This is a genomic window from Shinella fusca (genome assembly GCF_014203155.1).
Classification (GTDB): Bacteria; Pseudomonadota; Alphaproteobacteria; order Rhizobiales; family Rhizobiaceae; genus Shinella; species Shinella fusca.
In genome coordinates this window covers 42,889-67,093 of the sequence record NZ_JACHIK010000005.1, presented here as the reverse complement: position 1 = coordinate 67,093, position 24,205 = coordinate 42,889, and the positions used below count along the sequence as shown (strand labels likewise).

The window sequence follows — 24,205 nt, the reverse complement described above, 5'->3', positions numbered from 1 at the left end:
TCTTCATGAACGCGCCTACTCGTCCTTCCCGCCAAGCAGCTTCTTCAGCATCTCGGCCATCGGGCCGCTCGCGGGCAGGATCTTCGGCTGGACGTGGTTGCGAGCGGGGCGGATGTGGGACTGGGCGGCGGGCTTCTTCGCCGGCGCGGCCTCGGCTTCCGGCTTGCCGCCGGTGACGAGCACCAGTTTGTTCATGAGTTGCGAATCCTCGCCGCGCACCAGCATGGCGGCGTTGAGGGCGAGTTCGTCGAGCAGCGGGTCGAGCCAGGTATGGTCGACTTTCGCGAAATCGCCGAGCACATGATGGGTGACGAGTTCCTTCACGCCCGGATGGCCGATGCCGAGGCGCAGGCGCCGGTAGTCCTTGCCGCAATGGGCGTCGAGCGACTTGATGCCGTTGTGCCCGCCGTGGCCGCCGCCCACCTTGATGCGCGCCTTGCCGGGGGCAAGGTCGAGCTCGTCGTAGATGGCGACGATGTCCTTCGGCGCGAGCTTGTAGAAGCGCATGGCCTCGCCGACCGCTTCGCCGGAAAGGTTCATGAAGGTCTGCGGTTTGACGAGCAGCACCTTCTCGCCGGCAAGCTCTCCCTCGGAGATCTCCGCCTTGAACTTCTTCGACCAGGGCGAGAACGGGTTCTTGCGGTGGATGGCGTCGAGCGCCATGAAACCGATATTGTGGCGGTTGCCCGCATATTTTGCGCCCGGATTGCCGAGCCCGGCGATGATCAGCATGGATTGCTCCGCCCTGGGAATGTCTTTCCCCTTCACCAGCGCGAATGCGGGCGGAAGTCAACCGTCCGCGGTCATTTCCCGGCGTCGTTTTCTGCCGTGCGGGCGTTCGGCGGCAGGCCGTAGGCGGTGAAGATGCGGTCCTGCTCGCCGTTGAGGATGAGCTTGTCGAGCTCGGCCTGCAGGCGCTCGACGATGGCGTGCGGCATGTCCTTCTGGCAGGCGATGCCGTAGACCTGCCCGGCCATCATCATCGCCTTTTCCACCGGCAGGCCGTCCTTGACCATCTTGCGGTAGGTCTTGATGGAGGTCGGCATCAGGTCGATGCGGCCGGAGAGAAGCTTCCGCACCGTCAGGTCGATGTCGGTCGCAAGGTCGATGTTCTTGAAGCCCATCAGCGACAGGGCCTCGACGGCGAAATCGTCGCGCTGCGAACCCACCTTCAGCTCCATCGCCTCGGCGAGCGTCAGCCCGTCGCGCCCGTCGTCCTTGCGCTTGAGGAGGACCATCTGGTCCTTCAGCAGCGGATTGATCCAGACGAAGCGGCCGGCGCGCTCGCGGTTGTAGCCCGTGGTGAAGACGCAGTGCATCGGCTGCTTCTCCGCCAGCGCGAAGGCGCGCGCCCAGGGCATGATCTCCAGCGTGTAGTCGATGCCGGCGGCCTTCGCCATCGCCTCGACCTGCTCGACGGCGATGCCGGTGATCCGGCCGTCCTTCGAATAGTTGAAGGGGGCGTATTCCTCGGTGACGAAATGGACGGTCTCGGCGCGCGGTGCGGAAAAGGCGGCAAGGGACAGGCAGAGCGTCAAAAGCAGCGTCTTCATCTTCCCGTCCCCTTCCGTTTCAGGACGCCGCGGCCCGGCGCCCGGGGCTGTCCGGCATGGCGAATTGGTCCAACTTTTCCAGAAGCGCGTCAAGCGGCAGGGGCCTGCTGAGGAGATAGCCCTGGCCGAACTCGATATGCATGTTCTGGAGGATGTTCCATTGCTCCTCCGTCTCGATGCCCTCCGCGACCACGGCGCAGCCCATCTGGTGCGAGATGGTGCGGATGCCTTCCACCAGCATGCGGCTCTTGCGGCGCACGTCCGGCTGCTCGGAGGAGAGCGAGCGGGTGAAGGACTGGTCCACCTTGACGATATCGACCGGGAAGCGGTTGAGGTAGCTCAGCGAGGAATAGCCGGTGCCGAAATCGTCGAGCGCGATGCGGCAGCCGAGGTCGGAGAGCGCGTCGAGCACTTCCCGCACCACGGGATTGTCGAGCATCAGCACGGCCTCGGTGATCTCGACGACGATGCGCGAGGGCGTAATGCCGTTTTCGAGGAGCTGGGCGGCAAGGCGCGCGGGCAGGGTCGCCTCGAACTGCAGGGGCGAGAAGTTCACCGCCAGATAGGTCTCGTTCATTCCTTCCAGGCGCGAGATGGCGGCAAGGCTTGCGAGCGCCTTCGACAGGATGCGCTCGCCGATGCGGCCGATGGAGCCGTTCTCCTCGGCGACGCCGACGATCTCGGCCGGCGGCAGGATGCCGCGCTCGGGGTGGGAAAGGCGCATGAGCGCCTCGAAGCCCGACACGCGCCCGTCGGCGAGGCCGACGATCGGCTGGAGGTGGACGGTGAACCAGTCCTCGCGCAGGCCCTGGTCGATGAACTGCTCGACCTCCAGGCGCCGGCGGGCGATGTCGACCATGTTGTTGTCGAAGACCTGCACGCCGTTCTTGCCGCCGCGCTTGCGCGCATACATGGCCATGTCGGATTTCTGGATGAGGCAGGCGGCGGTGCCGGCATGGTCGGGATAGACCGCGACGCCGATGCTGGCGCTGACATGCAGCTCCGCGCCGTTGACGAAGAGGGCGGGCTTGAGGCTCGCGACAAGCCGGTCGCTGACGTCGAGGGCGAGCTGGCGGGCGTTCGGCGCGCTGAGCAGGATGGCGAACTCGTCGCCGCCGAGCCGGGCGATCACGTCGTCGGTGCGAAGCTGGCGGCGCAGGCGCATCGCCACCTGGCACAGCACGTCGTCGCCGCTGGCATGGCCGAGATTGTCGTTGATCCACTTGAAGCGGTCGAGGTCGACGAAGAGGCAGGCGAGCTGGTGGCCGCGCCGGTCGGCCTCCACGATCAGCTCGTCGAGGACGGATTCGAAGCCCTGCCGGTTGAAGAGGCCCGTCAGGTGGTCGGTGATCGCCTGACGGTGGTTGCGGTTCTCCGCTTCCTTGAGGTCCGTCACGTCCGTCATGACCGAGAGCGAGAGCGGCTGCCGGCCGCTGCTCCCCGCCATGCCGGTCTCCAGGATCAGCACGTCGATGAGGCCGTCGTCGGCGCAGCGGAAGCGGAGCGTCACCTCGACGATGCCGTCTTCCTGCCCGCTTGCCGCATGGCGGCTGCGATAGGTCTCGCGGCAACCCTCGTCGACGAAATCGGTGAAGTCCCGGCCGATCACCCGGCTGCGCTCGTAGCCGGTCGCCTTCAGCCAGTAGTCGCTGACGGCGGTGATGCGGTTCTCAGCGTCGATGGAGAACAGCATGGCCGGCGTGAGGTTGTAGATGTCGGTGGCGCGGGCATGCGCGCGTTTCAGCTCGTTCTCCTCGCGCTCCAGCTTGCTTTGCATCTCGTTGAAGTTATGGGCGAGCGCGCCCATCTCGTCGTTCGAGGTCCAGTCGACGTGGTGGCGCGAGCCGAGCCTGCGAGTCGCCTCGATTGCCGCGGTCAGGCGCATCAGCGGCCGGATGATGGTGATGCGGTTGCCGATGAGCGCGGCGATGAAGAGCGTCGCCACGGCGAAGAAGAAGATGGCGAAGATCGTCATCTCGTCCTTGGAGAAGCGCGAGAAGATGCCCTGCTTCTTTAGCCAGATCTCCGCGGTGCCCACCTTCTGGAGGCCGTCGCTCGTGCGGTGGAAGATATCGGTGGTGACGATGGAGCGGGCTTCGTCCGGATCGGGCGGCGTGTCGGGCTGGCGGATGTCGATGACGTCCGACGTGTCCTGCACGCGCACGAAGCCGATGTCGGCATCGGCCTGCAGCGCGGTGACGATCTGTTCGATGCTCTCCTTGTCGAAATCCCACAGCGGCTTGCCGAGCGCCTGGACATTGGCTTTCAGCAGAACGTCGGTGTTTTCCAGCCGCTCGCGGGCCACGCGGTCGGAGGACAGGATGAGGAAGAGCACGAACAGCGGCGCGACGAAGACGAGCAGGGCGCCGATGACGATGGCGATGAAGCGGCTTTCCACCGAATGCACTTTCATGCCGGTTGCCCTTCTGCCTGCATGCAAAGCCTGCCCATGACGCCCCTCTTGGCTTTCGTCATTTCAAGCGCACAGCCTTTCACCAAAGTCTTAAATGTTGCTGAAATACCGATCCGGAAAAGTGTTGGTGATTCAAGCCTCCCGCAACGGTAGTGGCGGACGGCGGGCAAAGAAAAACCCCGCATCCGGGGATGCGGGGTTTTCCGGGAACTGCGCTGCGAGGAGGATTATTCCTCGGTCGCTTCCGCTTCTTCTTCCTTCACGCCGGCAGCCGGGACGGCGATCGTGGCGATCGTGAAGTCACGGTCGGCGATGACCGGGCTCGTGCCCTTCGGCAGCTTGACGTGCGAGATGTGGACGCCGTCGCCGACCTTGAGGCCTGCGAGGTCAGCCGTGATGAATTCCGGGATGTCGCCGGCAAGGGCGTGCAGCTCGACAGCGTGGCGAACGACGTTCAGGACGCCGCCGGCCTTGATGCCCGGGGACTTCTCTTCGTTGACGAAGTGAACCGGAACTTCGACCACGACGTGGGTGTTGCCCGAAACGCGCAGGAAGTCGACATGCATCGTGAAGTCGCGGACCGGATCCAGCTGGTAGTCCTTCGGCAGGACGCGGATCTTCTCGCCGTTGACGTCGATCGTGGCGACGGTCGTCTTGAAGCCGCCGGCGTGGATGCGCTGGGTCACTTCCTTGGTGGAGATGGCGATGGCGAGGGGGGCCTGCTTGTCGCCGTAAATGACTGCGGGAATAAGACCGTTGCGGCGAAGTTCACGGGAGGACCCCTTACCAACCCGTTCGCGCGTTTCGGCCTTGAGTTCGTAGGTATCGTGGCTCATGGCTTTTTCTTTCGTCTGTTACTGGAGCGTTCTTCACGGATCGGCATTCGCCGGCCGCGCAAAACGTGAGGATTTTGGAAAGCCTCATCCGCGGTGCCTCCAAGGGTGTCTACGCGGACGGGGGCTCGATAACCGAGAACGCCCGAAAATGCAAGGCCCGCCGCCGGATTGACACGGCGGCCCTGCGATTGGATGCTCGTATGCTTCGGTTCGGCAATGGAGGCCATAGAATGAGACGACAGATCCTGATGGCCTCGGCCGCCCTTGCCCTTCTTTCCGCAAGCCCGGCCTTCTCCCAGCAGGTCACGTCGTCCGAGGCCGAAAGCCTCCAGCAGAAGCTCACCCGCTACCTGCCGAAGGAGATGGTCGATGCCGGCCTCGTGACGGTGCGGGCGGCGACCTCCTTCTACGAATTGCGCTTCGATCCGGCCATCCTTCTCGACAAGGCGAAGGCGGGGCCGATGACGATCGACGGCCTGAAGCCGATGACGGCCTATCTGAGGCCGATGCCGGAGGGCACCTACCATGTCGAGGCGAACGACAGTTTCGACATCAAGGGCACGGTCGATGCCGCGCCCGGGAAGAACACGTTCTCCTATGTCATCGATTCGATGAAGCTCGACGGGATCTACGATCCGGAAATCCTCTACTTCACCTCCGCCGACTGGGCGGCGCGCAGGCTCACCTTCACCAGCACCTCGCCGCAGGAGAGCGTCACGGCGAGCTTCGGCGAGACGGCCATGCGCGTTGCGGCCGAGAAGAAGGCCGAAGGCCTGCTCGACGTGACGAGCACCGGCGTGATGAAGGCCTTCGCCGAGACGGTCACCGGCGGGCAGGGCGGCCGGGTCGATATCGGCGCCGACACCGTCGATATCGACGTGAGCATGGACGGCGCGCGCTACAAGGTGGTGCAGGACCTCACCTTCTTCGTGCTCGACCACCTGAAGGCCGAGCGGCTGGAGGCGGCCGATGCCGAGCGGCTGAAGGGATTGCTGCGTGACGCCCTGCCGGTCTTCGACAACCTGACGGAGAATATCCGCGCCTCGAACGTCACGGTCGGCACGGAGAAGGGCACGTTCGGCGCCGACGCCATCACCTACGATATCGCCATGAACGGCATCGCCCATTCCACCCGCCTCGGCTTCGGCGTCGGCGTGGAGAAGCCGAAGCCGCCGGCCGGCATCCTGCCCGCCGCCTTCGCGGAGGCGGTGCCGGAGCGGGCCTCCTTCAAGGTCGCCGTCACCGATCTCGACCTTGCCGGCGCCGTCGACTACTTCGTCGACCATGCGGATTTCACCAGGGCGCAGCCGCTGACCGACGAACAGAGCCGGGAGATCGGCCGGATCGTCCTGCCGGACGGAAAGATGACGGTGGAATTCGAGGACGTCTCCGCCGTCTCGCCGATCTACGATGTGCATCTTACCGGCAAGATGCTGGTCTATCCCGACGACAAGGACCGCCACAGCGCCGCGGTGACGATCACCATGCGCGACTTCGACAAGACGGTCGCCTATCTCCAGAAGAACGCCGCCACCGTGCCGGAATTCGGGCAGGCGTCCTTCGTGCTCCTGATGATGAAGGGGCTGGCGCGCGATGGCGGCGGCGGCGCGCAGGTCTGGGATGTGGCGGTCGGCGAGGACGGCAAGGTGCTGATCAACGGCCAGCCGCTGCCCTTCCAGCAATAGCTTTCAGGCGCGGCGCCTGGCCGTGAAGCGGGCGAGCGCCAGCATCAGTCCGCCGGCGACCAGTCCCCAGAATGCGCCGGAAATGCCGGCGAGCGACACGCCCGAGGCGGTGACGAGGAAGGTCACCGCCGCCGCCTCGCGGCTTTCCGGCTCGCGGAAGGCATTGAGCGCGGAGGCGGCGAAGGCGCTGATCAGCGCAAGGCCCGCCACCGCCTCGATGAGGATCGGCGGGGCGAGGCTGACGAAGGCCGTGACGGCGCCGGCGGCAAGGCCGAAGATCACGTAGAAGATGCCCGCATTGATCGCCGCCCAGTAGCGCTTGGCGGGATCGGGATGAGCGTCGGAACCGGCGCACATGGCGGCGGTGATGGCCGCAAGGTTGACGGCATGGCCGCCGAAGGGCGCGGAGAACAGCGAGAAGAGGCCGGTCGTGGCGAAGAGCGGGCCGGGATTGGGCGTATAGTCGTTGACCTTCAGCACGGCGATGCCGGGAATGTTCTGCGAGGCCATGGTGACGATGAAGAGCGGCAGCGCGATGCCGACGAGGCCGGCCACGGTGAAGGCGGGTGTCACGAATTCGGGCCTCGGCAGCAGGGAATCCGCAAGGCCGGCGAGCGCGCCCGCCGGAATGTCGACGCCGAAGGCGAGCACGCCGATGAAGGCGAGGAGCGCCGCCGGCACCGCATAGAGCCGGTTGATGCTGCCGACGAGCGCCCAGGCGAGCACGATGGGAAGGCCCAGCCTCGGGTCGAAGGCGACGGCCTTGACCGGCGCGAAGCACAGGCCGATCAGCACGCCGGAGAGCATGGCGTTGGCGAGCGTCGCCGGGATGGCGGCGACCATGCGGCCGAGCGGCTTCCACAGGCCCGCGACGACGATCAGCGCCGCGCAGACGAGGAACCCGCCCACCGCCGTCGCAAAGCCGCCTTCCACCGCGCCGGAGCTTGCCAGCAGCGCCGCGCCCGGCGTCGACCAGGCGATGGAGACGGGCAGGCGCGTGACCGTGCTGAGGACGATGGCGCAGATGCCCATGGAGACGGAAAGGGCCATCAGGCCGGAGGCGGCCTGCGCCTCGCTCGCCCCGACGCCGGCGAGGCCGTGCAGCACGACGGCGAAGGAGCTGGCGAAACCGACAAAGGCGGTGAGCAGGCCCATGAAAAGGGCTTGGGCGGAAAAATCACGAAGCATGACAGGATCGATACTGGAAAGGGATGCGCAGTCGTAACAGGCCGCATCGGGCTTGGGAACAGGGTTTTCCCGTTTCATCGCGGCGGGCGGCCAAAGAAAAACCCCGCCGTGTGCGCGGCGGGGTTTCGAGCTTCAGGCCGTGTATCGCCCGTCAGCCGCGGCATTCGCCGGGGCTGACGACCCGGTAACCCTCGGCATCCGCCGAGCAGGCATTGCCGAACGTCCGGATATCGCGGCCGCGCTGGCCGCAGACAGGCCGGTATTCCATCGTGCAGACCTTCTGGCCACCGCGGTCGCGGTCACGGTCGCGCCAATCCGGGCGGTCGCCGTCCGGCCGGCGTGCCTGGCATTCGCCGTTGCCGATGACGTCGTAGCCGCTCTTGCGCGCTTCGCAGGCATTGGCGAACGTCTGCCGGTCGCGGCCGTTCGCGCCGCAGACCGGCGCATATTCCCGCGTGCAGGCGCGGCCTTCTCCCGGATAGGGATCCGGCCGTCCGCCGCCGCGGCACTCACCGCGCCCGACGACCCGGTAGCCGCTCGAACGCGCCTCGCAGGCATTGGCGAAGGTCTGCTGGTCATGGTCGCGCGCGCCGCACACGGGAAGATATTCCATCGTGCAGGCCTGCGGGCGCGGACGCGGGCGATAGCCGCCGCCCCCTTCGTCGACCTCGACGGAGCAGGCCGCCAGCGCGGCGCCGGCGGCAAGGAGGATGGCGATGCGTCCCGCCATCCGGCATAGGAAGGGCGATATCGAAATCATGGGGCTCTCCTGATCAAACCGCGTCGACCCTAGCGTAAAAACAAAGGCCCCGATATCGGGGCGCGGGCAAAAAGCAGGGGATGGCGGAGGGAGAGCCTGCGCGGCCGGAAGGCATGCGCAGGCCCGAAAGGGGGTCAGTCGAAGAGGCTGGAGACCGATTCTTCCGCGCTGGTGCGGTTGATCGCCTCGCCGAGCAGGTTGGCGGTCGTGATGACGCGGATATTGTGCGCCGACTGGACGGCCGTGGTCGGCTGGATCGAGTCGGTGATCACCAGCTCCTTGAGCTTGGAGGAGGTGACGCGCGCCACGGCGCCGCCCGAGAGCACGCCGTGCGTGATATAGGCGGTGACGCTGGTCGCGCCGTTCTTCAGAAGGGCCTCGGCCGCGTTGCACAGCGTGCCGCCCGAATCGACGATGTCGTCGATCAGCAGACAGTCCTTGCCGGTGACGTCGCCGATGACGTTCATGACCTCGGATTCGCCGGCGCGTTCGCGGCGCTTGTCGACGATCGCCAGCTGGCAGTCGAGACGCTTGGCGAGCGCGCGGGCGCGCACCACGCCGCCGACGTCCGGCGACACGACCATGACGTTCTTGAGGTCGTAGTTCTCCTTCACGTCACGCGCGAGGATCGGTATGGCGTAGAGGTTGTCGGTCGGGATGTCGAAGAAGCCCTGGATCTGGCCGGCATGCAGGTCCAGCGTCAGCACGCGGTCGGCGCCGGCCTCGGTGATGAGGTTGGCGACGAGCTTGGCCGAGATCGGCGTGCGCGGGCCGGGCTTCCGGTCCTGGCGGGCATAGCCGAAATAGGGAAGCACCGCCGTGATGCGGCGCGCCGAGGAGCGGCGGATCGCATCGATCATGATCAGGAGTTCCATCAGGTGGTCGTTGGTCGGGAACGACGTCGACTGGACGACGAAGACGTCCTCGCCGCGCACGTTCTCCTGGATTTCAACGAAGATTTCCTGGTCTGCGAAGCGTCTGACCGTGGCGCGGCCGAGCGGGACATTCAGATAATTGCAGATCGCTTCGGCGAGTAGCCGGTTCGAATTGCCCGCGAAAACCTTCATCTATGGTCCGCCTGTGATTATGCTGATAGGGGGGCGTTTAAGCGGCTCAATCCGCGAATGCAAGGGCTTTGCCGGTTCGAAAAAGCGATTCTTCGCATTTCTCCGCGATTTACCGTTTCCCCTTCGCTAACCGGGCAGCGAACCGCGCCAGTCGAGATATTGGCGGATGGTCTTGCGGGCGATGCCCTCCATCGTTCCGGCCGGCACGGCCGCCCATGGATCGGCCGCCGTTCCGGACACGGTCTCCTGGCCCTGGATGCGGTGCAGGCGCGCGCCGCTGCCGTCGAGCACGTCCCAGACATAGACGACGGTGGTCTTGCCGCTATCGTTCATGGCCGAGAAATAGCCTTTCAGGATGTATTTCGCGGAGGTGTCCGAGGCGCTGCGGATTGTCAGCCCGCTCGAGCGGGCTTCCGCGCCGAGCCGCCTGGAAAGCGGTGTGACGGCCTCAACCGGCGCGCCGATGATCGGCAGGAAGCGGATCGTCTCGCCGCCCGTCGCGGAGGCGCGCGGCAGCGCGGCGACGTCCGACGCGCCTTCGGAGGCTTCCTCGGCGGCCAGCGAGCGCCGGGTCGCGGTGCTCGCCATTTCGGTATCGGTATTTGCCGCTGCCCGGTTGCGCGCGAGCGCGTCGGCCTGGCCCTGCAGCGTGCCCGCCGTGTCGCGGCCCGTCGAGCCGCCGGCGCCGTCGAGGCCGGACGTATCGGCAAAGGCGGTCTGCTGGGCGGTCGCCACCGGCATGGTGGTGACCGGGCTCGTCTCCGCGCTCATCTGGTCGAGATCGCCCTGCGTGACCGGCGGCGAGTTGAAACTGCTGCTGCCGACATCGACGCGCGGGATCAGCGCATCCGTGCTGTTGCAGCCGGCGAGTGTGGCGATGAGGCCGACCAGCGCCAGCCGCTTCATCAGCGTGTGCATCGTCATCGTCCCGTGTCCTCAGGGAGGCATTTTCGCCTCCTCCGTTCCCCGCAACGATTTATGGGTGCCCGGCCGGCCCCTGTCAATTACAGGATGTTGGGGTCAGGCCTCGATGAAATCCAGCCCGTAGCGCGAGAGCGGGCGGGGCGTATCGGTGGTGGTGAGGTAGGTCTGGCCGAGCGTCATGGCGGTGTTGCTGTCGGAATCGAGCAGGATCGTGTGGACGAAGAGCGCCATGTTCGGCTCGATCTCCTGCGGATTGCCCATCAGGAACATCTGCGGGTCCATCCAGGACGGGGCAAAGCGCGCGCCGACGGAATAGCCGCAGGTGTTGAGCCGGTGGCGGGCAAGGCCGCGCTCGTCGACGATGCGGGCGAAGGTCTCGAAGACGGTGCCGAACGTGTTGCCGGGGCGCAGCACCATCTCCATCGCCTGCATGGCCTCGCGGCAGGCGCTGTAGAGTTCGCGGTGACGGTTGCTCACCTCGCCGATGAGGGCGGTGCGCATCATCGGCGCATGGTAGCGCGCGCAGACGCCGGACCATTCGAGGGTGAGCTGGTCGTTCGCATCGAGCCGCCGCCGGCCGGATTTCGAACGGCAGAGCAGGGCGTCGGCCCCCGAGCCGATGACGAATTCGTTGGCCGCGTAGTCGCCGCCGCCGGCAAGCACGGCATTCTGCAGCGCGGCGAGGATCGCCGCCTCGTCGCCGCCGGGCACGATCAGCGGCAGGGCGGCGTCGAGCGCGTCGTCGGAGAGCGCGGCGGCGCGCTCGACATAGGCGATCTCCGCCGGGCTCTTGATGAGGCGCAGGCGGCTGACGAGGGCGGAGGCGTCGACGATCTCGCCGAAGCTCTGCAACTGGTTGTCGAGGAGGCGGGCGTTGCGGCCGGTGAGGCCGTGCGTGTCGTATTCGACGCCGATGCGGCAGCCGAGGAGGTCGAGATCGGAGAGAAGGTTTTTGAGGTCCATGGTCGGGTCCGCGTTGACGCGGTCGATCCAGATCTCGATCTTCTCGATAGTGGAGGTGCGCCGGGCCTGGCGCAGGTCCGCCGAGCGCGTGAGCAGAACCATCTCGCCATTCGCCTTGACCACCAGCGTCTGGAAGAAGCAGTAGCCGAAGGTATCGTAGCCGGTCAGCCAGTACATGCTCTCCTGCGAGAAGAGCAGCATGGCGTCGATCTTCTCCTCCCGCATCCGGGAGGTCAGGCGCTGGAGCCGGTTGGCATATTCCTCGCTGTCGAAGTGAAAGGCCATGGGTGTCTCCCTCGTCTTTTCGGGCATTCAGCCCCTTATCATGATCGCCGAAATCTGGCGGCCGTAGTCGGGTTCCTGCCGGTGCACGGTGCGCCGGTAGGAGAAGAAGCGGTCCTCGTCCGGATAGGTGCAGATGTCGAGGTTCTCGGCCGTCACCCCGGCATCCGCAAGGCGCTGCGTCGTCAGGCCCGGCAGGTCGAACATGGCATGGCCGGGCTTGTCGGATAGCGTGAAATAGCGCCCGTAGTCCTTGTCGACCGACAGGAATCGCTCCACGAATTCCGGGCCGACCTCGTAATTGTGCCGGCCGATGGAGGGGCCGAGGCTGGCGAGGATGTTTTCCCGCTTCGCGCCGAGCCGTTCCATGGCGGCGACGGTGCTTTCAAGCACGCCGTAGAGCGCGCCCTTCCAGCCGGCATGGGCGGCGCCCGCGACGCGGGCCTCGGGGTCGCAGAAGAGGATCGGGCCGCAATCGGCCGAAAGAACGCCGAGCACCATGCCGGGCGTGGCGCTTACCATGGCATCGGCCTGAGGGCGTGCGCCGTCGTAGTTTTCGTCGACCAGCACGACGTCCGGCGAATGGACCTGATGGACGGTCGCAAGCCGGTCCGGTGTGACGGAGAACCAGCGGGCGACCCGGGCACGGTTCTCCTCGACCCTTTCGCGCTCGTCCTTCGAGCCGAGGCCGACATTGAGCCCGCGGTAGATGCCTTCCGAGACGCCGCCCGCGCGGGTGAAGAAGCCGTGGCGCGCCGCATGGCCGGCGCGCTCCGCCAGAAGCGGGCTTTCGATCGGGGAGGGGAGCGCCTGGTCGGTCATGGTCTCTCGGCTGGCTTGGAACGGGCCGCCGGGCAAGGATGTCGCCGGGGCATGCGGGTGCAAATCGGGCCGGATGTTGTCCGGCCTTTTCGGGCGTGTCAATCCGGCTGGCGGAAGGGAAAGAGCGCAAGCGGCGCGCTGCCGACGGCCAAGACCTTGAAAAGATCGCCCATTTTGCCCGCGCCGGAACCGGCGAGCCGGTCGACGTCGGCAAGGATGGCGGCCTGCGTCGCCTCGTCGCGGTGGCGCCCGAGCGCGGAGGCCCGCTCGCCGATGCCGAGGCCGACGAGGAAATCGCCCTGGTGCAGCATGCCGTGGACATGGAGCCCGGCGGCGGCGGCCGCGCCGGCAAGGCGCTCGAAATCGACATGGCTCGTCAGGTCCGCTTCGCCTGGATGGGCGAGCGGCGGGTCGAAGTCGTGTTTCAGCACCGCCTGGAGCGTATCGCCGAAGCCGGTGACGAAATGGCCGTAGTCGATGATCACCGCCGTGCCGCCGAAGCGGGCGATGCGCTCGCCGATCGTCGCCATGACCGCCTCGCGGGCCGGGGCGATCTCGAAGATCGTGCCGTTCGCCACGGCCTTGTGGTTTTCCGGCAGGAGCGCCGGGTCGATGCCGGCGACGCCCGCGGCGAAAGTCAGCTCGTCATCCGCATCGAGGCCGACCATGCGCTCGCGGAAGCCGGAGGCGGTCTTGACGAACTGGCGGATGGGAATGGCGTCGAAGAGCTCGTTTGCGGCGAGCAGCACGAAGCCGTCCGGCAGTTCCTCGAAACTGTCGTGCCAGGCGACGCGGGAGGCGTGGGTGCCGAGCGTCTCGTGCTGGACGGCGCGCAGCTTCGGGCTCGTCTCGACGAGGTGGAAGGTCGCGCTCTCGTAGAGCTGCGGAGCCAGCTTCGATATGACGCGCAGCATGTCGGCCATCATCGTGCCGCGGCCGGGGCCGATCTCGGCGATGCGCACCTCCGCCGGCCCGCCGTGCTTCTGCCAGGCGTGGACGAGGAAGACGCCGAGCATCTCGCCGAAGAGCTGGCTCACCTCCGGGGCGGTGACGAAGTCGCCGGCCGTGCCGAAGGGATCGCGCGTGCGGTAATAGCCGTATTCGGGATCGGCCAGGCAAAGCGCGAAATAGTCGGTGAGGCTGATCGGGCCGTTGGTGCGGATCAGCGCCTTGATCTTGCGGGCGAGGGGCGTCGGCATGGGCGGGCTCAGGCGTTCTTCGACGCAGCCGCACGGGCGCGGACGATCGCCCAGACGCCGACGGCGAGCATCGGCAGCGACAGGAGCATGCCCATGGTCAGCCAGCCGCCGTAGAGATAGCCGAGCTGCGCGTCCGGCTCGCGGAAGAACTCCACCGTGATGCGCGAGAGCGCATAGCCGCAGACGAAGAGGCCCGTGACGAGGCCGGGACGCTTCAGCGCGCCGAAGCGCCAGATGGCGAGCGCCAGCACCGCCAGAAGCACGATGCCTTCGAGGCCGGCTTCGTAGAGCTGGCTCGGGTGGCGCGCGAAGGGGCCGGCCTGCGGGAAGACCACCGCCCAGGGCGCATCGGAAAGGCGGCCCCACAGCTCGCCGTTCACGAAATTGGCGATGCGGCCGAAGAAGAGGCCGATCGGCACGACGGCGGCGACGATGTCGAACAGGCTCCAGACGGGGATGCGGTGGCGCCGCGCGAAGAGCAGCATGGCGAGCGTCGTGCCGGCGAAGCCGCCGTGGAAGGACATGCCGCCGTTCCAGATCTGGATCGCGCGGAGCGGCTCGGCCGCGACGTTCGGGAAATCGTAGAAGAGGATATAGCCGATGCGCCCGCCGAGGATGATGCCGACGGCGGCCCAGACGAGGAAATCGTCGAGCTGCACGCGGCTCATCGGCGCTTCGCCCGCCCACAGCCGCGGCGTCTCGATCAGGCGCCGGGCATAGAACCAGCCGAGCATGATGCCGACGACATAGGCGATGCCGTACCAGTGGACGTCGACGGGACCGACCGAAAAGGCGATCGGGTCGATCTCGGGATAGGGCATGATGGCGAAAAGCTGGGCGATGTTCGTCAAGATCGGGATATTCCTTTTTCGCGCGGAAGATGGCGATGGCTTACGGCAGGGTCAAGGCGATAAATCGCCGAGCGCCGATGTGCCCGCCCGCAAGCGGGAACGATCCACCGGAATCCGCTTGCAAGCGGGGCTGCAAGACCCTACCTCAGGTTCAGGACGCGGGCGAAAGGCCCGAAAGAGGCATCCAGACCCCAGGAGGGCAGACCATGACCACCGGCGCGAACCGCATTCTCGACGACTTCGCCAAGCTGATGACCGATGCCGCCGGCGCAGCCCAGGGCGTGCGCAAGGAGGCCGAGACCATGTTTCGCGCGCAGGCCGAGCGCTTCTTCAACGGCATGGACCTCGTCAAGCGCGAGGAATTCGAGGCGGTGCGCGAAATGGCGATCAAGGCGCGCGACGAGAACGAGGCGCTTTTGAAGCGCATCGAGGCGCTGGAAGCGCGCCTTGCCGGCAAGGATTGAGCCGTTCCGGCACGCCTTTGCCCCGACAGGACTCGGTTGGCGTGATTCACATCGCGCCAACCGTTTTTTTTAATAAAATTTTTACCCCTGTGGACACTTCCGAAAAGCCCTTTGCGCAGAGTCTCTTAAGCGTCCGACCTGAATCTTTTTGCAAAGCGCTTTCCACAACCGGCCGGGGAAAACACCGGGGCGGGGGCTGGCGTCATGACTCCGCCGTTATACACTGATTTTAAATGATGATTCGAGACGGGCAGCGCAAGGTTCGGGCAGGGTAAGTCGTCCAGATTGCGCCAAGTGCCGAGCAATCATTCAGTGTTGTATCCGGAGTATGGTTTGCCGCGTCGCGTGTGTGAGCGCGATGGCGCATGCCTTCCGGCCTTGAAGGTGATGCATGAGCCTTATGGAATTGGATATCGGGCGTCAGTCCAACCCGGTCGACATGATCGAGTTCGTCGCGGCCAATAACGACTGGGCGTTCGAGCGCGCGGGCGAAGACGAAATCGCGATGACCGTCGAGGGCAAGTGGACGGACTACCATGTCTCCTTCTCCTGGATGGAAGAGTTCGAGGCGCTGCACCTTGCCTGCGCCTTCGACATCAAGGTCCCCGAAAGCCGCGTCAACGAGGTGCACAGCCTGCTCTCGCATGTGAACGGCCAGGTGCTCATGGGGCATTTCGACCTCTGGCGCCGCGAGGACGTCGTGATCTTCCGCCAGTCGCTGCTGCTGGCAGGCGGGGCGGAGCCCACCAACCGGCAGGTCGAGGTGCTGCTTTCGAGCGCGCTCGAAACCTGCGAGGCCTATTTCCAGGCGTTCCAGTTCGTCGTCTGGTCCGGCATGGATGCGCAAGCCGCGGTCGACGCGGTGCTGTTCGAAACGGTCGGAGAGGCGTAAGCATGGCGGCTGCTGGTTCGGGTCCCATCGTCCTCATCGGTGCCGGGAACATGGGCGGCGCGATGCTCGCCGGTTGGCTGAAGAACGGCATTTCCGGCTCCTCCGTCCTCGTCATCGATCCCGGCCCGTCGCCGGCCATGGCCGAGCTGATCTCCGGCAACGGCGCGCGCCATGAGACGGCGGCACCGGAAGGCCTCAAGGCCGGCGTCCTCTTCCTCGCGGTCAAGCCGCAGGTGATGGACCAGGTCCTGCCGCCGCTGAAGGGGCTCGTCGGGCCGGAGACGGTGGTCGTCTCGGTCGCCGCCGGCAAGACCGTCGCCAATCTCGAAAGCCATCTCGGTCCGGCCGCCGTCGTGCGCGCCATGCCGAACACGCCGGCCATGATCGGCCGCGGCGTCACGGGCGCTTTCGCCAACGAACGCGTTTCCGAAGGGCAGCGCGATTTCGTGCATTCCCTGCTCAAGGTGAGCGGCCCGGTCGAATGGGTTGCGACCGAGGGGGACATCGACGCCGTCACGGCGGTCTCGGGCAGCGGCCCGGCTTATGTCTTTTATCTCGTCGAGTGCATGGCAGAGGCAGGACGCAAAGCGGGCCTGCCGGCGGACCTCGCCATGCGACTCGCACGGGAAACCGTCGCGGGGGCTGGTGAACTGCTTCACCAGTCCCCCGACGCCGCCAGCCGGCTGCGCCAGAACGTGACCTCGCCCGGCGGCACCACCGCCGCTGCGCTTTCCGTGCTGATGGCCGAGGACGGCATGCAGCCGCTCTTCGACAAGGCCATCGCGGCTGCGCGCAAGCGCGCCGAGGAACTGGCGGGCTGAAGACCCCTCCCCAACCCCTCCCCACAAGGGGGAGGGACTTAACCTGCGGCACCCGCAGCGGGTAAATGGGACGGAAGAGCAAGCCCCTAGCGTTCTCCCCCCCCTTGTGGGGGAGATGCCGGCAGGCAGAGAGGGTCTTTGCCCTTTTCATACGAGGACCGTTTTCATGACCGACACCATCACCTACGCCGATTTCGAGCGGGTCGACATCCGCGTCGGCACCATCGTCGAGGCGCTGCCCTTTCCCGAGGCGCGCAAGCCCGCTTACAAGTTGCTGATCGATTTCGGCCCCGAGATCGGCACGAAGAAATCCTCCGCGCAGATCACCGTGCACTATACGCTGGAGGAGCTTGTCGGGCGGCAGGTGCTGGCGGTCGTCAACTTCCCGCCGCGGCAGATCGGCCCGGTGCGCTCGGAAGTGCTGACGCTCGGCTTCGAGGACGAGACGGGCGCGATCGTCCTGGCCGGCGTCGGCCAGACCGTGCCGAACGGCAGGAAGATGTGCTGATCAGGCCGGCACGCGGATCGTCGCGCGCAGGCCCCCCATCGGACTATCGGAAAGCGTGACGTCGCCGCCGTGGCTGCGGGCGATGTCGAGGGCGATGGCAAGGCCAAGGCCGGTGCCGGAGGCATCGAGGTTGCGCGCCTCGTCGAGCCGGAAGAAGGGCTTGAAGACGTCCTCGCGCGCCTTTTCCGGAATGCCGGGGCCGTCGTCGTCGATGGTGATCGTCAGCCACTTGGCGCGGTGGCGCGCCTCCACCCGCACGGTCTTCGCATAGCGCAGCGCATTGGAGACGAGGTTGCCGACGAGGCGGCGGAAGGCATTCGGACGCACCAGAACCGCATCCTCGCCGTCGATCCCGTAGGAGAAGGCGCGCTCGTGCAGCTCGGCCTCCATCGCCAGCCGGTCGAAGAGATCGGAAAGGCGCACTTCGCCGACGTCTTCCTCGGCATCCCCCCGCGCGAAAGACAGATAGCCCTCCAGCATGGTCTGCATGTCCTCGACATCCTTGTTGAGCCCCTGCAGGTCGGGATTGTTGCCGGCGAGCGCAAGCTGCAGCTTGAAGCGGGTGAGGATGGTGCGAAGGTCGTGGCTGACGCCGGTGAGCATCGCCGTGCGCTGCTCCATCTGCCGCTCGATGCGCTCGCGCATCAGGATGAAGGCAAGGCCGGCGCGACGGACCTCGTCGGCGCCGCGCGGCGCGAAGTTGTCCGGCATCTTCTGGCCCTTGCCGAAGCTCTCGGCCGCCTGCGCCAGCGTGAGGATCGGGCGGATCTGGCCGCGCAGGAACAGGATCGATATGCCGATCAGCACCAGCGACGCGCCGACCATCCACAGGATGAAGATATGGGTGTTCGAGGCATAGGCCTGGTTGCGGCGGGCGTAGACGCGCAGGATCTTGTTGTCGAGCAGGATGCGGATCTCGACGAGATTGCTTTCGCCCACCGTGTCGATCCAGAACGGGCGGCGGATCTGGCGGACGATCTCTTCGCTCAGGATCTCGTCGAGGATGTTGAAGAAGGGCTTGCTGCGCGGCGGCGGCAGGTCCTTGCCCGGCTCGATGGAGATGATGAGCTCCAGCCGCTCGCGGGCGATGCGGGTGATCTCGGTGTAGTTGGCGTCCTGCGGGTAGGTCTCGATGAGGTCGATGATGGCGGCGATGTCGCGCGTGACGGCCATGGACAGGCGCTGCGTGACGAGCTGCCAGTGCCGCTCCATGAAGACGAAGGCCACCACCGCCTGCAGCAGCACCATCGGCAGGATGATGATGAGCAGCGAGCGCGCATAGAGCCCCGTCGGCATCTGGTGGCGCAGCCAGCGGGTGAACCGTTTCCAGCCGGCCCGCGGCGCACGCTCGATGTCGCGGCGGAAGGTGGAGAAGAGGCTCATCGGCGGGGTTCCGGGATAATGTGTGGAGGCTTACCCCCCTCTGCCCTGCCGGGCATCTCCCCCACAAGGGGGGAGATCGGCTTGGGGCAAGGCGGTGTCACGATCAATCTCCCCCCTTGTGGGGGAGATGCCCGGCAGGGCAGAGGGGGGTGTCCCCGCATGCCGCCCCGCTCCACGCTCACCCCTGTTCCACGCTGAGGCGGTAGCCGATGCCGCGCACCGTCTGCAGCCAGACGGGATTGGAGGGGTCGTCCTCGATCTTTCGGCGCAGGCGGTTGATCTGCACGTCGATGGTGCGTTCGCCGACCTCGGTCTCCTCGCCGATCAGCTCGTGGCGCGGAATGGTCTCGCCGGCGCGCTGGGCGAAGAGCAGCATGATGTCCTGCTCGCGGTCGGTGAGGCGGATCGGCTCGGCGCCGCGCTTCAGCTCCTTGCGCACGATGGAGAAGGTATAGGGGCCGAACATGACCTGCTCGATCTTCGGGGCGGCGGGCGAGGCGTTGCGCTTGAGGATGTTGTTGATGCGCAGCACCAGTTCGCGCGGCTCGAAGGGCTTGGAGAGATAGTCGTCGGCGCCGGCCTCCAGGCCCTCGATGCGGGCTTTGGATTCGGCGAGCGCCGTCAGCATGAGGATGGGCACGGGGCGGATCTCGCGCAGGCTCTTCGTCAGCGACAGGCCGCTTTCGCCGGGCATCATCACGTCCATGATGATGAGGTCGAAATCGAGGCCGCGCAGCTTGCGCCGCGCCTCGTCGGCGTCGCCCGCGACGGTCACGCGAAAACCCTGGTCCTTCAGGTAGCGGTTCAGGAGATCGCGGATGCGGGTGTCGTCGTCGACGACGAGGAGATGGGATGCGTCGTCGTTGGGCGTGCCGGCAGCGGTCATCGTCTCGGCCTCCTCGAACCTTACTCGCTCTTGGCGTTCTGCATGCCGCTCAGGAAGCGGACCACCGCCCGGCGGTCGTCCGCATCCATGTCCTCGAATGCACGGGCGATGCGGCGGGATTGCGGCTCTGCGAGCGCGAGCGCCAGTTCCCGTCCCGTGCGCGTGGGATAGAGCTTGCGCTGGCGGCGGTCCTCGGGGCCGGCCACCTGCTGGATATAGCCGGAATCGATGAGCTGCTTCAAGACGCGGGCGAGGCTCTGCTTGGTGATCTTCAGCGTGTCGAGGAGGTCGGCGACCGTCATGCCGGGCTCGCGGTTGACGAAGTGCACGACCCGGTGGTGCGCGCGGCCGAAGCCGCTCTTTTCCAGGATCGCGTCGGGATCGGAAATGAAGTCGCGATAGGCGAAGAACAGGCCTTCGATGATCTCGAAATCGATGCGGCCATCGCCCGTCATGGCATCTTCGTGCAACTCGCCCATGCCGTTCTTGTCCGGCATCTGTCGGGCCACGTTGTCATTTCCTTTCATGCGCTGCCGTCCCCGCGTGCTTTTTCGTTCCAGGTCCCCGATGGCGCCAGTCCAGCGGCGATCCTGCCCGTTTTCTGGTTAGACCGTAACAGGCGGAACAATCAACTTGAAAGAATGGGGGGGACAGGGCGCCGCCACAAGACAAAGGCGGCCTTTCGGGCCGCCTTTCCCTTTCAGCGAACGGGCGCTGCCTATTTCTTGCCGAGCACGGCGCCGACGATGGCGGTCAGCACGCCGCCGCCGACGAGGCCGCCGATGCCATCGGCAACGAGGCCGCTGAGGCCGGCTTCACCGCCGAGCATCTGCAGGAGAAGGCCGCCGCCGACACCGCCGATGGCGCCGACGATGGTGCGGACGATCGCGCTCACGGCGGCCTGCTTGAGGGCCGCACCGGCGACGTTGCCCCCGATGGCGCCGGCGATGAGCTGCGTGATGATAGGCATCAATGCTTCCATGGACTTCCCCTCCAATGGTCCGCCGGAAAGGAGTGCCCGGCCGGACAGGTTGCCTTGCTGCCGGGGCGCGGTCTGGAGCCCGCAACTCCGGTGCCGAAAGGTCGGCATCTGCAACCTGCGGATAATTTTGGGAGATGTCAATTTGGCCCGAGGCACGCTGCACCGGGTTCTTCGACGTAAAGAGGCGGCCGCAAGCGGCCGCCTCTTCCTTCCCCGCATGGCTTGGTTGCCGCGGTTGTTATTCTGCTGCGATGACGCCCCGGCGGATCTGGTCTTCCTCGATGCTCTCGAAGAGCGCGCGGAAATTGCCCTCGCCGAACCCCTCGTCGCCCTTCCGCTGGATGAACTCGAAGAAGATCGGGCCGATCACGGTCCTGGAGAAGATCTGGAGGAGGATCTTCGTCATGCCGCCGTCGACGACGCCCTCGCCGTCGATGAGGATGCCGTGCTTCTTCATGCGCTCGACAGGCTCCTCATGGCCGACGACGCGCACATAGGAGCGGTCGTAGTAGTTGTCCGGCGGGCCGGGCATGAATTTCAGGCCGTTTTCGGCAAGGCGGTCGGTCGCGTCGTAGATCGCATCCGTGCCGACGGCGATATGCTGGATCCCTTCGCCCTTGTACTTCTTCAGGTATTCGACGATCTGGCTCGTCTCGTCCTTCGATTCGTTCAGCGGAATGCGGATCTTGCCGCAGGGCGAGGTGATGGCGCGCGACACGAGCCCCGTGATGCGGCCGTCGATGTCGAAGAAGTGGATCTGCCGGAAACCGAAGAGCTCACGGTAGAAGTCCCACCACTTGTCCATGTTGCCGCGATAGACGTTGTGGGTGAGGTGGTCGAGATAGTAGAAGCCGACGCCCTGGGGCTTGGGATCGCGCGCGCCGGTCCATTCGAACTCGGCATCGTAGGCCGAGCCCTTCGCGCCGTATTTTTCCACGAAGTAGAGGAGCGAGCCGCCGATGCCGACGATGGCGGGCACGTCGAGCGCCTTGTCGTCGCCCTCATAGGGCGTCGCGCCCTTGGCGACGGCATGCTCGAAGGCGTGCTTCGCATCGACCACGCGCCAGGCCATGGAGGCGGCGCAGGGGCCGTGCTCCTCGGTGAACTTCATCGCGTGGGAGCCGGGCTCGGCATTCAGCACATAGTTGATGTCGCCCTGGCGCCAGACGGAGATCGCCTTGCTGCGGTGCGTTGCGACCTTGCTGTAGCCCATGCGGGTGAAGAGGTCTTCGAGCTTTTCCGGCTCGGGATGGGCGAACTCGACGAACTCGAAGCCGTCCGTGCCGGCCGGGTTCTCCGCGGTGATCTCAGCCGGCGGTGCGTCGTGCGGGAAAGGGCCCATCTTCGTCCTCCTCGAAATTGATGTGAGGCAAGTATGGCGCCGTTGCCATGCAATGTGCATGCATAGTGCTTGCGCTTTGGCAAATCCATGCGATGTTCGTGCGTGAATTGGCGTAATGGAGGGCAATCCGTGCAACTGGACGACTTCGACCGAAAACTGCTCGCGCATTTGCAGGAAGATGCGCGCCTGACGAACAACGAGCTTTCCGAGCGCATCAACCTGTCGCCCTCGCAATGCTCGCGCCGGCGCATCCGGTTGGAGGAGGAGGGGATCATCCGCGCCTACAGGGCCGAGCTCGACCGGGAAAAGCTCGATCTCGGCATCGTCATCGTGGTGACGGTGACGCTTTCCACGCACAACCGCGACAATGCGCTGCGCTTCGCGCGGCTCATCTCCCGCCTGCCGGAGGTGCTGGAAGCCTATTCGCTGACGGGGGAGATGGACTACATCATCAAGGTCGTCGTGCCGAACCTCAAGGCGCTCTCGGCCTTCGTCAACGACGTGCTGCTGCCGCACGAATCCGTCTCGCATGTGAAGACCGCCATCGTGCTCGATACGCTGAAGGAGACGACGGCGCTGCCGCTCTGAACCCTGTGGCGCCGGCGCAACACTTCCCGCTCCGCGCGTGTTCCCCGCGGAACAGGAGGGAATCCCGCGCCGTTGTACAACCGAACGACAACGAGGAAAGGCCGCGACGGCCGAAACCGAAGGGAACCGACGATGCGCCCCGAACCCGAAAAGCCGCAGAACCCTGTTGCCGCCCGGCTCCGCCCGGTGGTCTATCTCTATGCCGCGCTCAACATCGCGGTCGCGGCGCTGCTCTTTTCCACCGTCTCGCCGACCTTCGCCACCGGCCCCGCCTCGGAAATGGCGAGCCTGCGCTGACTTCAGGCTTGGTGCCAGCCCACGCTTGCGGCTATAGGGAGGAAACGAGCGGCAACCGAGCGAGGGCCCCATGGGCATGCTTCAGGCGGGCATCATTCCCGTCACCCCCTTCCAGCAGAACTGCACCATTCTCTTCGACAGCGAAACGAAGGAAGGCGTGGTCGTCGATCCCGGCGGCGACGTCGACACGATCCTGGAGACGCTGAAGAACAACGGCATCACCGTGAAGGCGATCTGGCTGACGCACGGCCATATCGACCATGCCGGCGGCGCGAAGGAACTGAAGGAGGCGCTCGGCGTCGACATCGTCGGCCCCCACAAGGACGACCTTTCGCTGCTCCAGCGGCTGGAGGCGCAGGCTTCGATGTTCGGCGTGCCGATGAAGGTCGCCAACGTGGTACCGGACCGCTGGCTGGAGGACGGCGACACCGTCTCCTTCGGCGATCACGACTTCGAGGTCTACCACACGCCGGGCCATGCGCCGGGGCATGTGATCTACTTCAACCGCAAGCAGGGCTTCGCCCATCTCGGCGATGTGCTTTTCCAGGGCTCCATCGGCCGCACGGACCTGCCCGGCGGCAACCACCAGCAACTCCTGGATTCGATCCGCGACAAGGTGCTCCCGCTCGGCGACGAGGTCGGCTTCCTCTGCGGCCACGGACCGGGAGGAAGGATCGGCGAAGAGCGGCGCAGCAATCCGTATTTGCGCGGGCTTTGATTTTTTACCGACGTGCCGGCAGGCGGCTTTGCCCCTCACCCTAACCCTCTCCCCGCAGGCGGGGAGAGGGGACTTGCCCCAGGAACCGGATTGCTTGAGGAAACCGGCGCGGCATATTCCTTCTCCCCGCTTGCGGGGAGAAGGTCGCGGTAGCGGGATGAGGGGCAATCCTCTCCAGGGCAACAAAAAGGCGGGTGCCTCTCAGCACCCGCCTTTTTCATTTCATGCCGTCCCGCTGTCAGCCGGCGGTGCAGAAGTGCTCGCGGCCGTCGTAGCCGACGAAGGTGCCGCTGTTCGGGTTGAACGTGCGGTAGCGCTGCGAGCAGTAATCGTACCAGGACTGCGTCCAGGGCTCGTAGCTCGGGGCCGGGCGGTAGATCACGCGGCGCTCGGGGTAGTATTCGGGTTCCGGCTCCACGTAGACGCGGCGTTCGACGTAGCGCGGCTGGGAGGCGATGGCGCCGCCGATGATCATGCCGGTGGCAAGGCCGATCGCGCCGCCGACGAGGGCGTCGCGGTTGTGGTGGCGGCGATAGGGGCGATAGTCGCCGCCGTCGCGCCAGTAGCCGTGGCGGTCGCGCGCTTCGACGACGCCGGCCGTGGCGGTGAGCGTCGTCGCGGCGACGGCAGCGGACAGCACGAGTGTCTTGATGACTTTGTTCATGACGTCGTTCCTTTAAATCCGGCTCATGCCGGTCGATGACGTCATCAAACTAGGAGAACGAGGCTGAATGGAGGCTGAACGAAAAAACCCGGCATCTCTGCCGGGCTCCAACTTGAA

26 protein-coding genes are annotated in these 24,205 nt (G+C 66.0%); 8 read left to right on the top strand and 18 right to left on the bottom strand.

The window, feature by feature from the left end:
• Positions 1-15: 15 nt before the first annotated feature.
• The 4 genes from pth to HNQ66_RS09410 form a co-directional block, all read right to left on the bottom strand.
• Complete coding sequence (gene pth / locus HNQ66_RS09425) at positions 16-732, bottom strand: aminoacyl-tRNA hydrolase (RefSeq protein ID WP_184143428.1); 717 nt, start codon at positions 730-732, stop codon at positions 16-18.
• 71 nt (positions 733-803) lie between these two features.
• Positions 804-1,553: a substrate-binding periplasmic protein gene (locus HNQ66_RS09420; protein WP_184143426.1), complete on the bottom strand. Its 750-nt coding sequence runs from the start codon at positions 1,551-1,553 to the stop codon at positions 804-806.
• A 19-nt stretch (positions 1,554-1,572) separates the two neighbouring features.
• On the bottom strand, positions 1,573-3,966 hold the full coding sequence (locus HNQ66_RS09415; RefSeq protein WP_184143424.1) for a putative bifunctional diguanylate cyclase/phosphodiesterase: 2,394 nt from the start codon (positions 3,964-3,966) through the stop codon (positions 1,573-1,575).
• 227 nt (positions 3,967-4,193) lie between these two features.
• On the bottom strand, positions 4,194-4,802 hold the full coding sequence (locus HNQ66_RS09410; RefSeq protein ID WP_184143422.1) for a 50S ribosomal protein L25/general stress protein Ctc: 609 nt from the start codon (positions 4,800-4,802) through the stop codon (positions 4,194-4,196).
• Positions 4,803-5,032: 230 nt separating this feature from the next.
• On the opposite strand from HNQ66_RS09410, the gene HNQ66_RS09405 reads away from it, so the two are divergent.
• On the top strand, positions 5,033-6,487 hold the full coding sequence (locus tag HNQ66_RS09405) for a hypothetical protein (protein ID WP_184143420.1): 1,455 nt from the start codon (positions 5,033-5,035) through the stop codon (positions 6,485-6,487).
• A 3-nt stretch (positions 6,488-6,490) separates the two neighbouring features.
• Here HNQ66_RS09405 and HNQ66_RS09400 read toward each other — a convergent pair whose 3' ends face one another.
• From HNQ66_RS09400 to lgt, 8 genes are all read right to left on the bottom strand, one after another.
• On the bottom strand, positions 6,491-7,675 hold the full coding sequence (locus tag HNQ66_RS09400; protein ID WP_184143418.1) for a benzoate/H(+) symporter BenE family transporter: 1,185 nt from the start codon (positions 7,673-7,675) through the stop codon (positions 6,491-6,493).
• A 151-nt stretch (positions 7,676-7,826) separates the two neighbouring features.
• The gene (locus HNQ66_RS09395; RefSeq protein ID WP_184143416.1) at positions 7,827-8,435 is read right to left on the bottom strand and encodes a Kazal-type serine protease inhibitor family protein; all 609 of its coding nucleotides are present in this window, start codon (positions 8,433-8,435) and stop codon (positions 7,827-7,829) included.
• Positions 8,436-8,569: 134 nt separating this feature from the next.
• Complete coding sequence (locus HNQ66_RS09390) at positions 8,570-9,502, bottom strand: ribose-phosphate pyrophosphokinase (protein WP_184143414.1); 933 nt, start codon at positions 9,500-9,502, stop codon at positions 8,570-8,572.
• Between the two features lie 126 nt (positions 9,503-9,628).
• Positions 9,629-10,420: a hypothetical protein gene (locus HNQ66_RS09385; protein WP_184143850.1), complete on the bottom strand. Its 792-nt coding sequence runs from the start codon at positions 10,418-10,420 to the stop codon at positions 9,629-9,631.
• Positions 10,421-10,522: 102 nt separating this feature from the next.
• Entirely contained in the window at positions 10,523-11,674 is a 1,152-nt protein-coding gene (locus HNQ66_RS09380; RefSeq protein WP_184143412.1) for a M24 family metallopeptidase, read from the bottom strand.
• A gap of 27 nt (positions 11,675-11,701) precedes the next feature.
• Entirely contained in the window at positions 11,702-12,493 is a 792-nt protein-coding gene (gene pgeF, locus HNQ66_RS09375; RefSeq protein WP_184143410.1) for a peptidoglycan editing factor PgeF, read from the bottom strand.
• Positions 12,494-12,591: 98 nt separating this feature from the next.
• Positions 12,592-13,692, bottom strand: a complete 1,101-nt coding sequence (locus HNQ66_RS09370; protein ID WP_184143408.1) for a class I SAM-dependent methyltransferase — start codon at positions 13,690-13,692, stop codon at positions 12,592-12,594.
• Positions 13,693-13,700: 8 nt separating this feature from the next.
• The gene (gene lgt / locus HNQ66_RS09365) at positions 13,701-14,513 is read right to left on the bottom strand and encodes a prolipoprotein diacylglyceryl transferase (protein ID WP_184143849.1); all 813 of its coding nucleotides are present in this window, start codon (positions 14,511-14,513) and stop codon (positions 13,701-13,703) included.
• 236 nt (positions 14,514-14,749) lie between these two features.
• Between lgt and HNQ66_RS09360 the strand changes: the two genes are divergently transcribed.
• The 4 genes from HNQ66_RS09360 (at position 14,750) to HNQ66_RS09345 (ending at position 17,228) form a co-directional block, all read left to right on the top strand.
• A complete protein-coding gene (locus tag HNQ66_RS09360) occupies positions 14,750-15,007 on the top strand; it encodes an accessory factor UbiK family protein (protein WP_184143406.1) in 258 nt (85 codons plus the stop codon).
• A gap of 391 nt (positions 15,008-15,398) precedes the next feature.
• Positions 15,399-15,899 (top strand): type III secretion system chaperone family protein, encoded by a 501-nt coding sequence (locus tag HNQ66_RS09355; protein ID WP_184143404.1) that lies wholly within the window; start codon positions 15,399-15,401, stop codon positions 15,897-15,899.
• A gap of 2 nt (positions 15,900-15,901) precedes the next feature.
• Entirely contained in the window at positions 15,902-16,720 is an 819-nt protein-coding gene (proC, locus tag HNQ66_RS09350) for a pyrroline-5-carboxylate reductase (protein ID WP_184143402.1), read from the top strand.
• Positions 16,721-16,886: 166 nt separating this feature from the next.
• Positions 16,887-17,228, top strand: a complete 342-nt coding sequence (locus tag HNQ66_RS09345) for a tRNA-binding protein (RefSeq protein WP_184143400.1) — start codon at positions 16,887-16,889, stop codon at positions 17,226-17,228.
• Here the strand turns inward: HNQ66_RS09345 and HNQ66_RS09340 are convergent, their stop codons facing one another.
• The 5 genes from HNQ66_RS09340 to hppD form a co-directional block, all read right to left on the bottom strand.
• Positions 17,229-18,611, bottom strand: a complete 1,383-nt coding sequence (locus HNQ66_RS09340; protein WP_184143398.1) for an ATP-binding protein — start codon at positions 18,609-18,611, stop codon at positions 17,229-17,231. It abuts the gene before it with no gap.
• A 178-nt stretch (positions 18,612-18,789) separates the two neighbouring features.
• Positions 18,790-19,497 (bottom strand): response regulator, encoded by a 708-nt coding sequence (locus HNQ66_RS09335; protein ID WP_184143396.1) that lies wholly within the window; start codon positions 19,495-19,497, stop codon positions 18,790-18,792.
• Between the two features lie 20 nt (positions 19,498-19,517).
• Positions 19,518-19,994 (bottom strand): MarR family winged helix-turn-helix transcriptional regulator, encoded by a 477-nt coding sequence (locus HNQ66_RS09330; protein WP_246434265.1) that lies wholly within the window; start codon positions 19,992-19,994, stop codon positions 19,518-19,520.
• Positions 19,995-20,215: 221 nt separating this feature from the next.
• A complete protein-coding gene (locus HNQ66_RS09325; protein WP_184143394.1) occupies positions 20,216-20,479 on the bottom strand; it encodes a hypothetical protein in 264 nt (87 codons plus the stop codon).
• Between the two features lie 238 nt (positions 20,480-20,717).
• The gene (gene hppD, locus HNQ66_RS09320) at positions 20,718-21,821 is read right to left on the bottom strand and encodes a 4-hydroxyphenylpyruvate dioxygenase (protein ID WP_184143392.1); all 1,104 of its coding nucleotides are present in this window, start codon (positions 21,819-21,821) and stop codon (positions 20,718-20,720) included.
• 87 nt (positions 21,822-21,908) lie between these two features.
• Here hppD and HNQ66_RS09315 point away from each other — a divergent pair, with 87 nt between their 5' ends.
• The 3 genes from HNQ66_RS09315 to HNQ66_RS09305 all read left to right on the top strand — a co-directional run bounded on the left by HNQ66_RS09315 (position 21,909) and on the right by HNQ66_RS09305 (position 23,424).
• The gene (locus HNQ66_RS09315; protein WP_184143390.1) at positions 21,909-22,409 is read left to right on the top strand and encodes an Lrp/AsnC family transcriptional regulator; all 501 of its coding nucleotides are present in this window, start codon (positions 21,909-21,911) and stop codon (positions 22,407-22,409) included.
• A 132-nt stretch (positions 22,410-22,541) separates the two neighbouring features.
• Positions 22,542-22,706, top strand: coding sequence for a hypothetical protein (locus HNQ66_RS09310; RefSeq protein ID WP_184143388.1), 165 nt, complete (start codon positions 22,542-22,544; stop codon positions 22,704-22,706).
• Between the two features lie 76 nt (positions 22,707-22,782).
• Positions 22,783-23,424, top strand: a complete 642-nt coding sequence (locus HNQ66_RS09305) for an MBL fold metallo-hydrolase (RefSeq protein WP_184143847.1) — start codon at positions 22,783-22,785, stop codon at positions 23,422-23,424.
• A gap of 238 nt (positions 23,425-23,662) precedes the next feature.
• On the opposite strand, the gene HNQ66_RS09300 is transcribed toward HNQ66_RS09305, so the two are convergent.
• The gene (locus HNQ66_RS09300; protein WP_184143386.1) at positions 23,663-24,088 is read right to left on the bottom strand and encodes a BA14K family protein; all 426 of its coding nucleotides are present in this window, start codon (positions 24,086-24,088) and stop codon (positions 23,663-23,665) included.
• Positions 24,089-24,205 lie beyond the last annotated feature (117 nt).

What these genes read in the sequence shown, in the direction of transcription:
- pth (WP_184143428.1), bottom strand. Translation starts at nt 732, where the DNA reads ATGCTGATCATCGCCGGGCTCGGCAATCCGGGCGCAAAATATGCGGGC.
- HNQ66_RS09420 (WP_184143426.1), bottom strand. Translation starts at nt 1,553, where the DNA reads ATGAAGACGCTGCTTTTGACGCTCTGCCTGTCCCTTGCCGCCTTTTCC.
- HNQ66_RS09415 (WP_184143424.1), bottom strand. Translation starts at nt 3,966, where the DNA reads ATGAAAGTGCATTCGGTGGAAAGCCGCTTCATCGCCATCGTCATCGGC.
- HNQ66_RS09410 (WP_184143422.1), bottom strand. Translation starts at nt 4,802, where the DNA reads ATGAGCCACGATACCTACGAACTCAAGGCCGAAACGCGCGAACGGGTT.
- HNQ66_RS09405 (WP_184143420.1), top strand. Translation starts at nt 5,033, where the DNA reads ATGAGACGACAGATCCTGATGGCCTCGGCCGCCCTTGCCCTTCTTTCC.
- HNQ66_RS09400 (WP_184143418.1), bottom strand. Translation starts at nt 7,675, where the DNA reads ATGCTTCGTGATTTTTCCGCCCAAGCCCTTTTCATGGGCCTGCTCACC.
- HNQ66_RS09395 (WP_184143416.1), bottom strand. Translation starts at nt 8,435, where the DNA reads ATGATTTCGATATCGCCCTTCCTATGCCGGATGGCGGGACGCATCGCC.
- HNQ66_RS09390 (WP_184143414.1), bottom strand. Translation starts at nt 9,502, where the DNA reads ATGAAGGTTTTCGCGGGCAATTCGAACCGGCTACTCGCCGAAGCGATC.
- HNQ66_RS09385 (WP_184143850.1), bottom strand. Translation starts at nt 10,420, where the DNA reads ATGCACACGCTGATGAAGCGGCTGGCGCTGGTCGGCCTCATCGCCACA.
- HNQ66_RS09380 (WP_184143412.1), bottom strand. Translation starts at nt 11,674, where the DNA reads ATGGCCTTTCACTTCGACAGCGAGGAATATGCCAACCGGCTCCAGCGC.
- pgeF (WP_184143410.1), bottom strand. Translation starts at nt 12,493, where the DNA reads ATGACCGACCAGGCGCTCCCCTCCCCGATCGAAAGCCCGCTTCTGGCG.
- HNQ66_RS09370 (WP_184143408.1), bottom strand. Translation starts at nt 13,692, where the DNA reads ATGCCGACGCCCCTCGCCCGCAAGATCAAGGCGCTGATCCGCACCAAC.
- lgt (WP_184143849.1), bottom strand. Translation starts at nt 14,513, where the DNA reads ATGCCCTATCCCGAGATCGACCCGATCGCCTTTTCGGTCGGTCCCGTC.
- HNQ66_RS09360 (WP_184143406.1), top strand. Translation starts at nt 14,750, where the DNA reads ATGACCACCGGCGCGAACCGCATTCTCGACGACTTCGCCAAGCTGATG.
- HNQ66_RS09355 (WP_184143404.1), top strand. Translation starts at nt 15,399, where the DNA reads ATGAGCCTTATGGAATTGGATATCGGGCGTCAGTCCAACCCGGTCGAC.
- proC (WP_184143402.1), top strand. Translation starts at nt 15,902, where the DNA reads ATGGCGGCTGCTGGTTCGGGTCCCATCGTCCTCATCGGTGCCGGGAAC.
- HNQ66_RS09345 (WP_184143400.1), top strand. Translation starts at nt 16,887, where the DNA reads ATGACCGACACCATCACCTACGCCGATTTCGAGCGGGTCGACATCCGC.
- HNQ66_RS09340 (WP_184143398.1), bottom strand. Translation starts at nt 18,611, where the DNA reads ATGAGCCTCTTCTCCACCTTCCGCCGCGACATCGAGCGTGCGCCGCGG.
- HNQ66_RS09335 (WP_184143396.1), bottom strand. Translation starts at nt 19,497, where the DNA reads ATGACCGCTGCCGGCACGCCCAACGACGACGCATCCCATCTCCTCGTC.
- HNQ66_RS09330 (WP_246434265.1), bottom strand. Translation starts at nt 19,994, where the DNA reads ATGCCGGACAAGAACGGCATGGGCGAGTTGCACGAAGATGCCATGACG.
- HNQ66_RS09325 (WP_184143394.1), bottom strand. Translation starts at nt 20,479, where the DNA reads ATGGAAGCATTGATGCCTATCATCACGCAGCTCATCGCCGGCGCCATC.
- hppD (WP_184143392.1), bottom strand. Translation starts at nt 21,821, where the DNA reads ATGGGCCCTTTCCCGCACGACGCACCGCCGGCTGAGATCACCGCGGAG.
- HNQ66_RS09315 (WP_184143390.1), top strand. Translation starts at nt 21,909, where the DNA reads ATGCGATGTTCGTGCGTGAATTGGCGTAATGGAGGGCAATCCGTGCAA.
- HNQ66_RS09310 (WP_184143388.1), top strand. Translation starts at nt 22,542, where the DNA reads ATGCGCCCCGAACCCGAAAAGCCGCAGAACCCTGTTGCCGCCCGGCTC.
- HNQ66_RS09305 (WP_184143847.1), top strand. Translation starts at nt 22,783, where the DNA reads ATGCTTCAGGCGGGCATCATTCCCGTCACCCCCTTCCAGCAGAACTGC.
- HNQ66_RS09300 (WP_184143386.1), bottom strand. Translation starts at nt 24,088, where the DNA reads ATGAACAAAGTCATCAAGACACTCGTGCTGTCCGCTGCCGTCGCCGCG.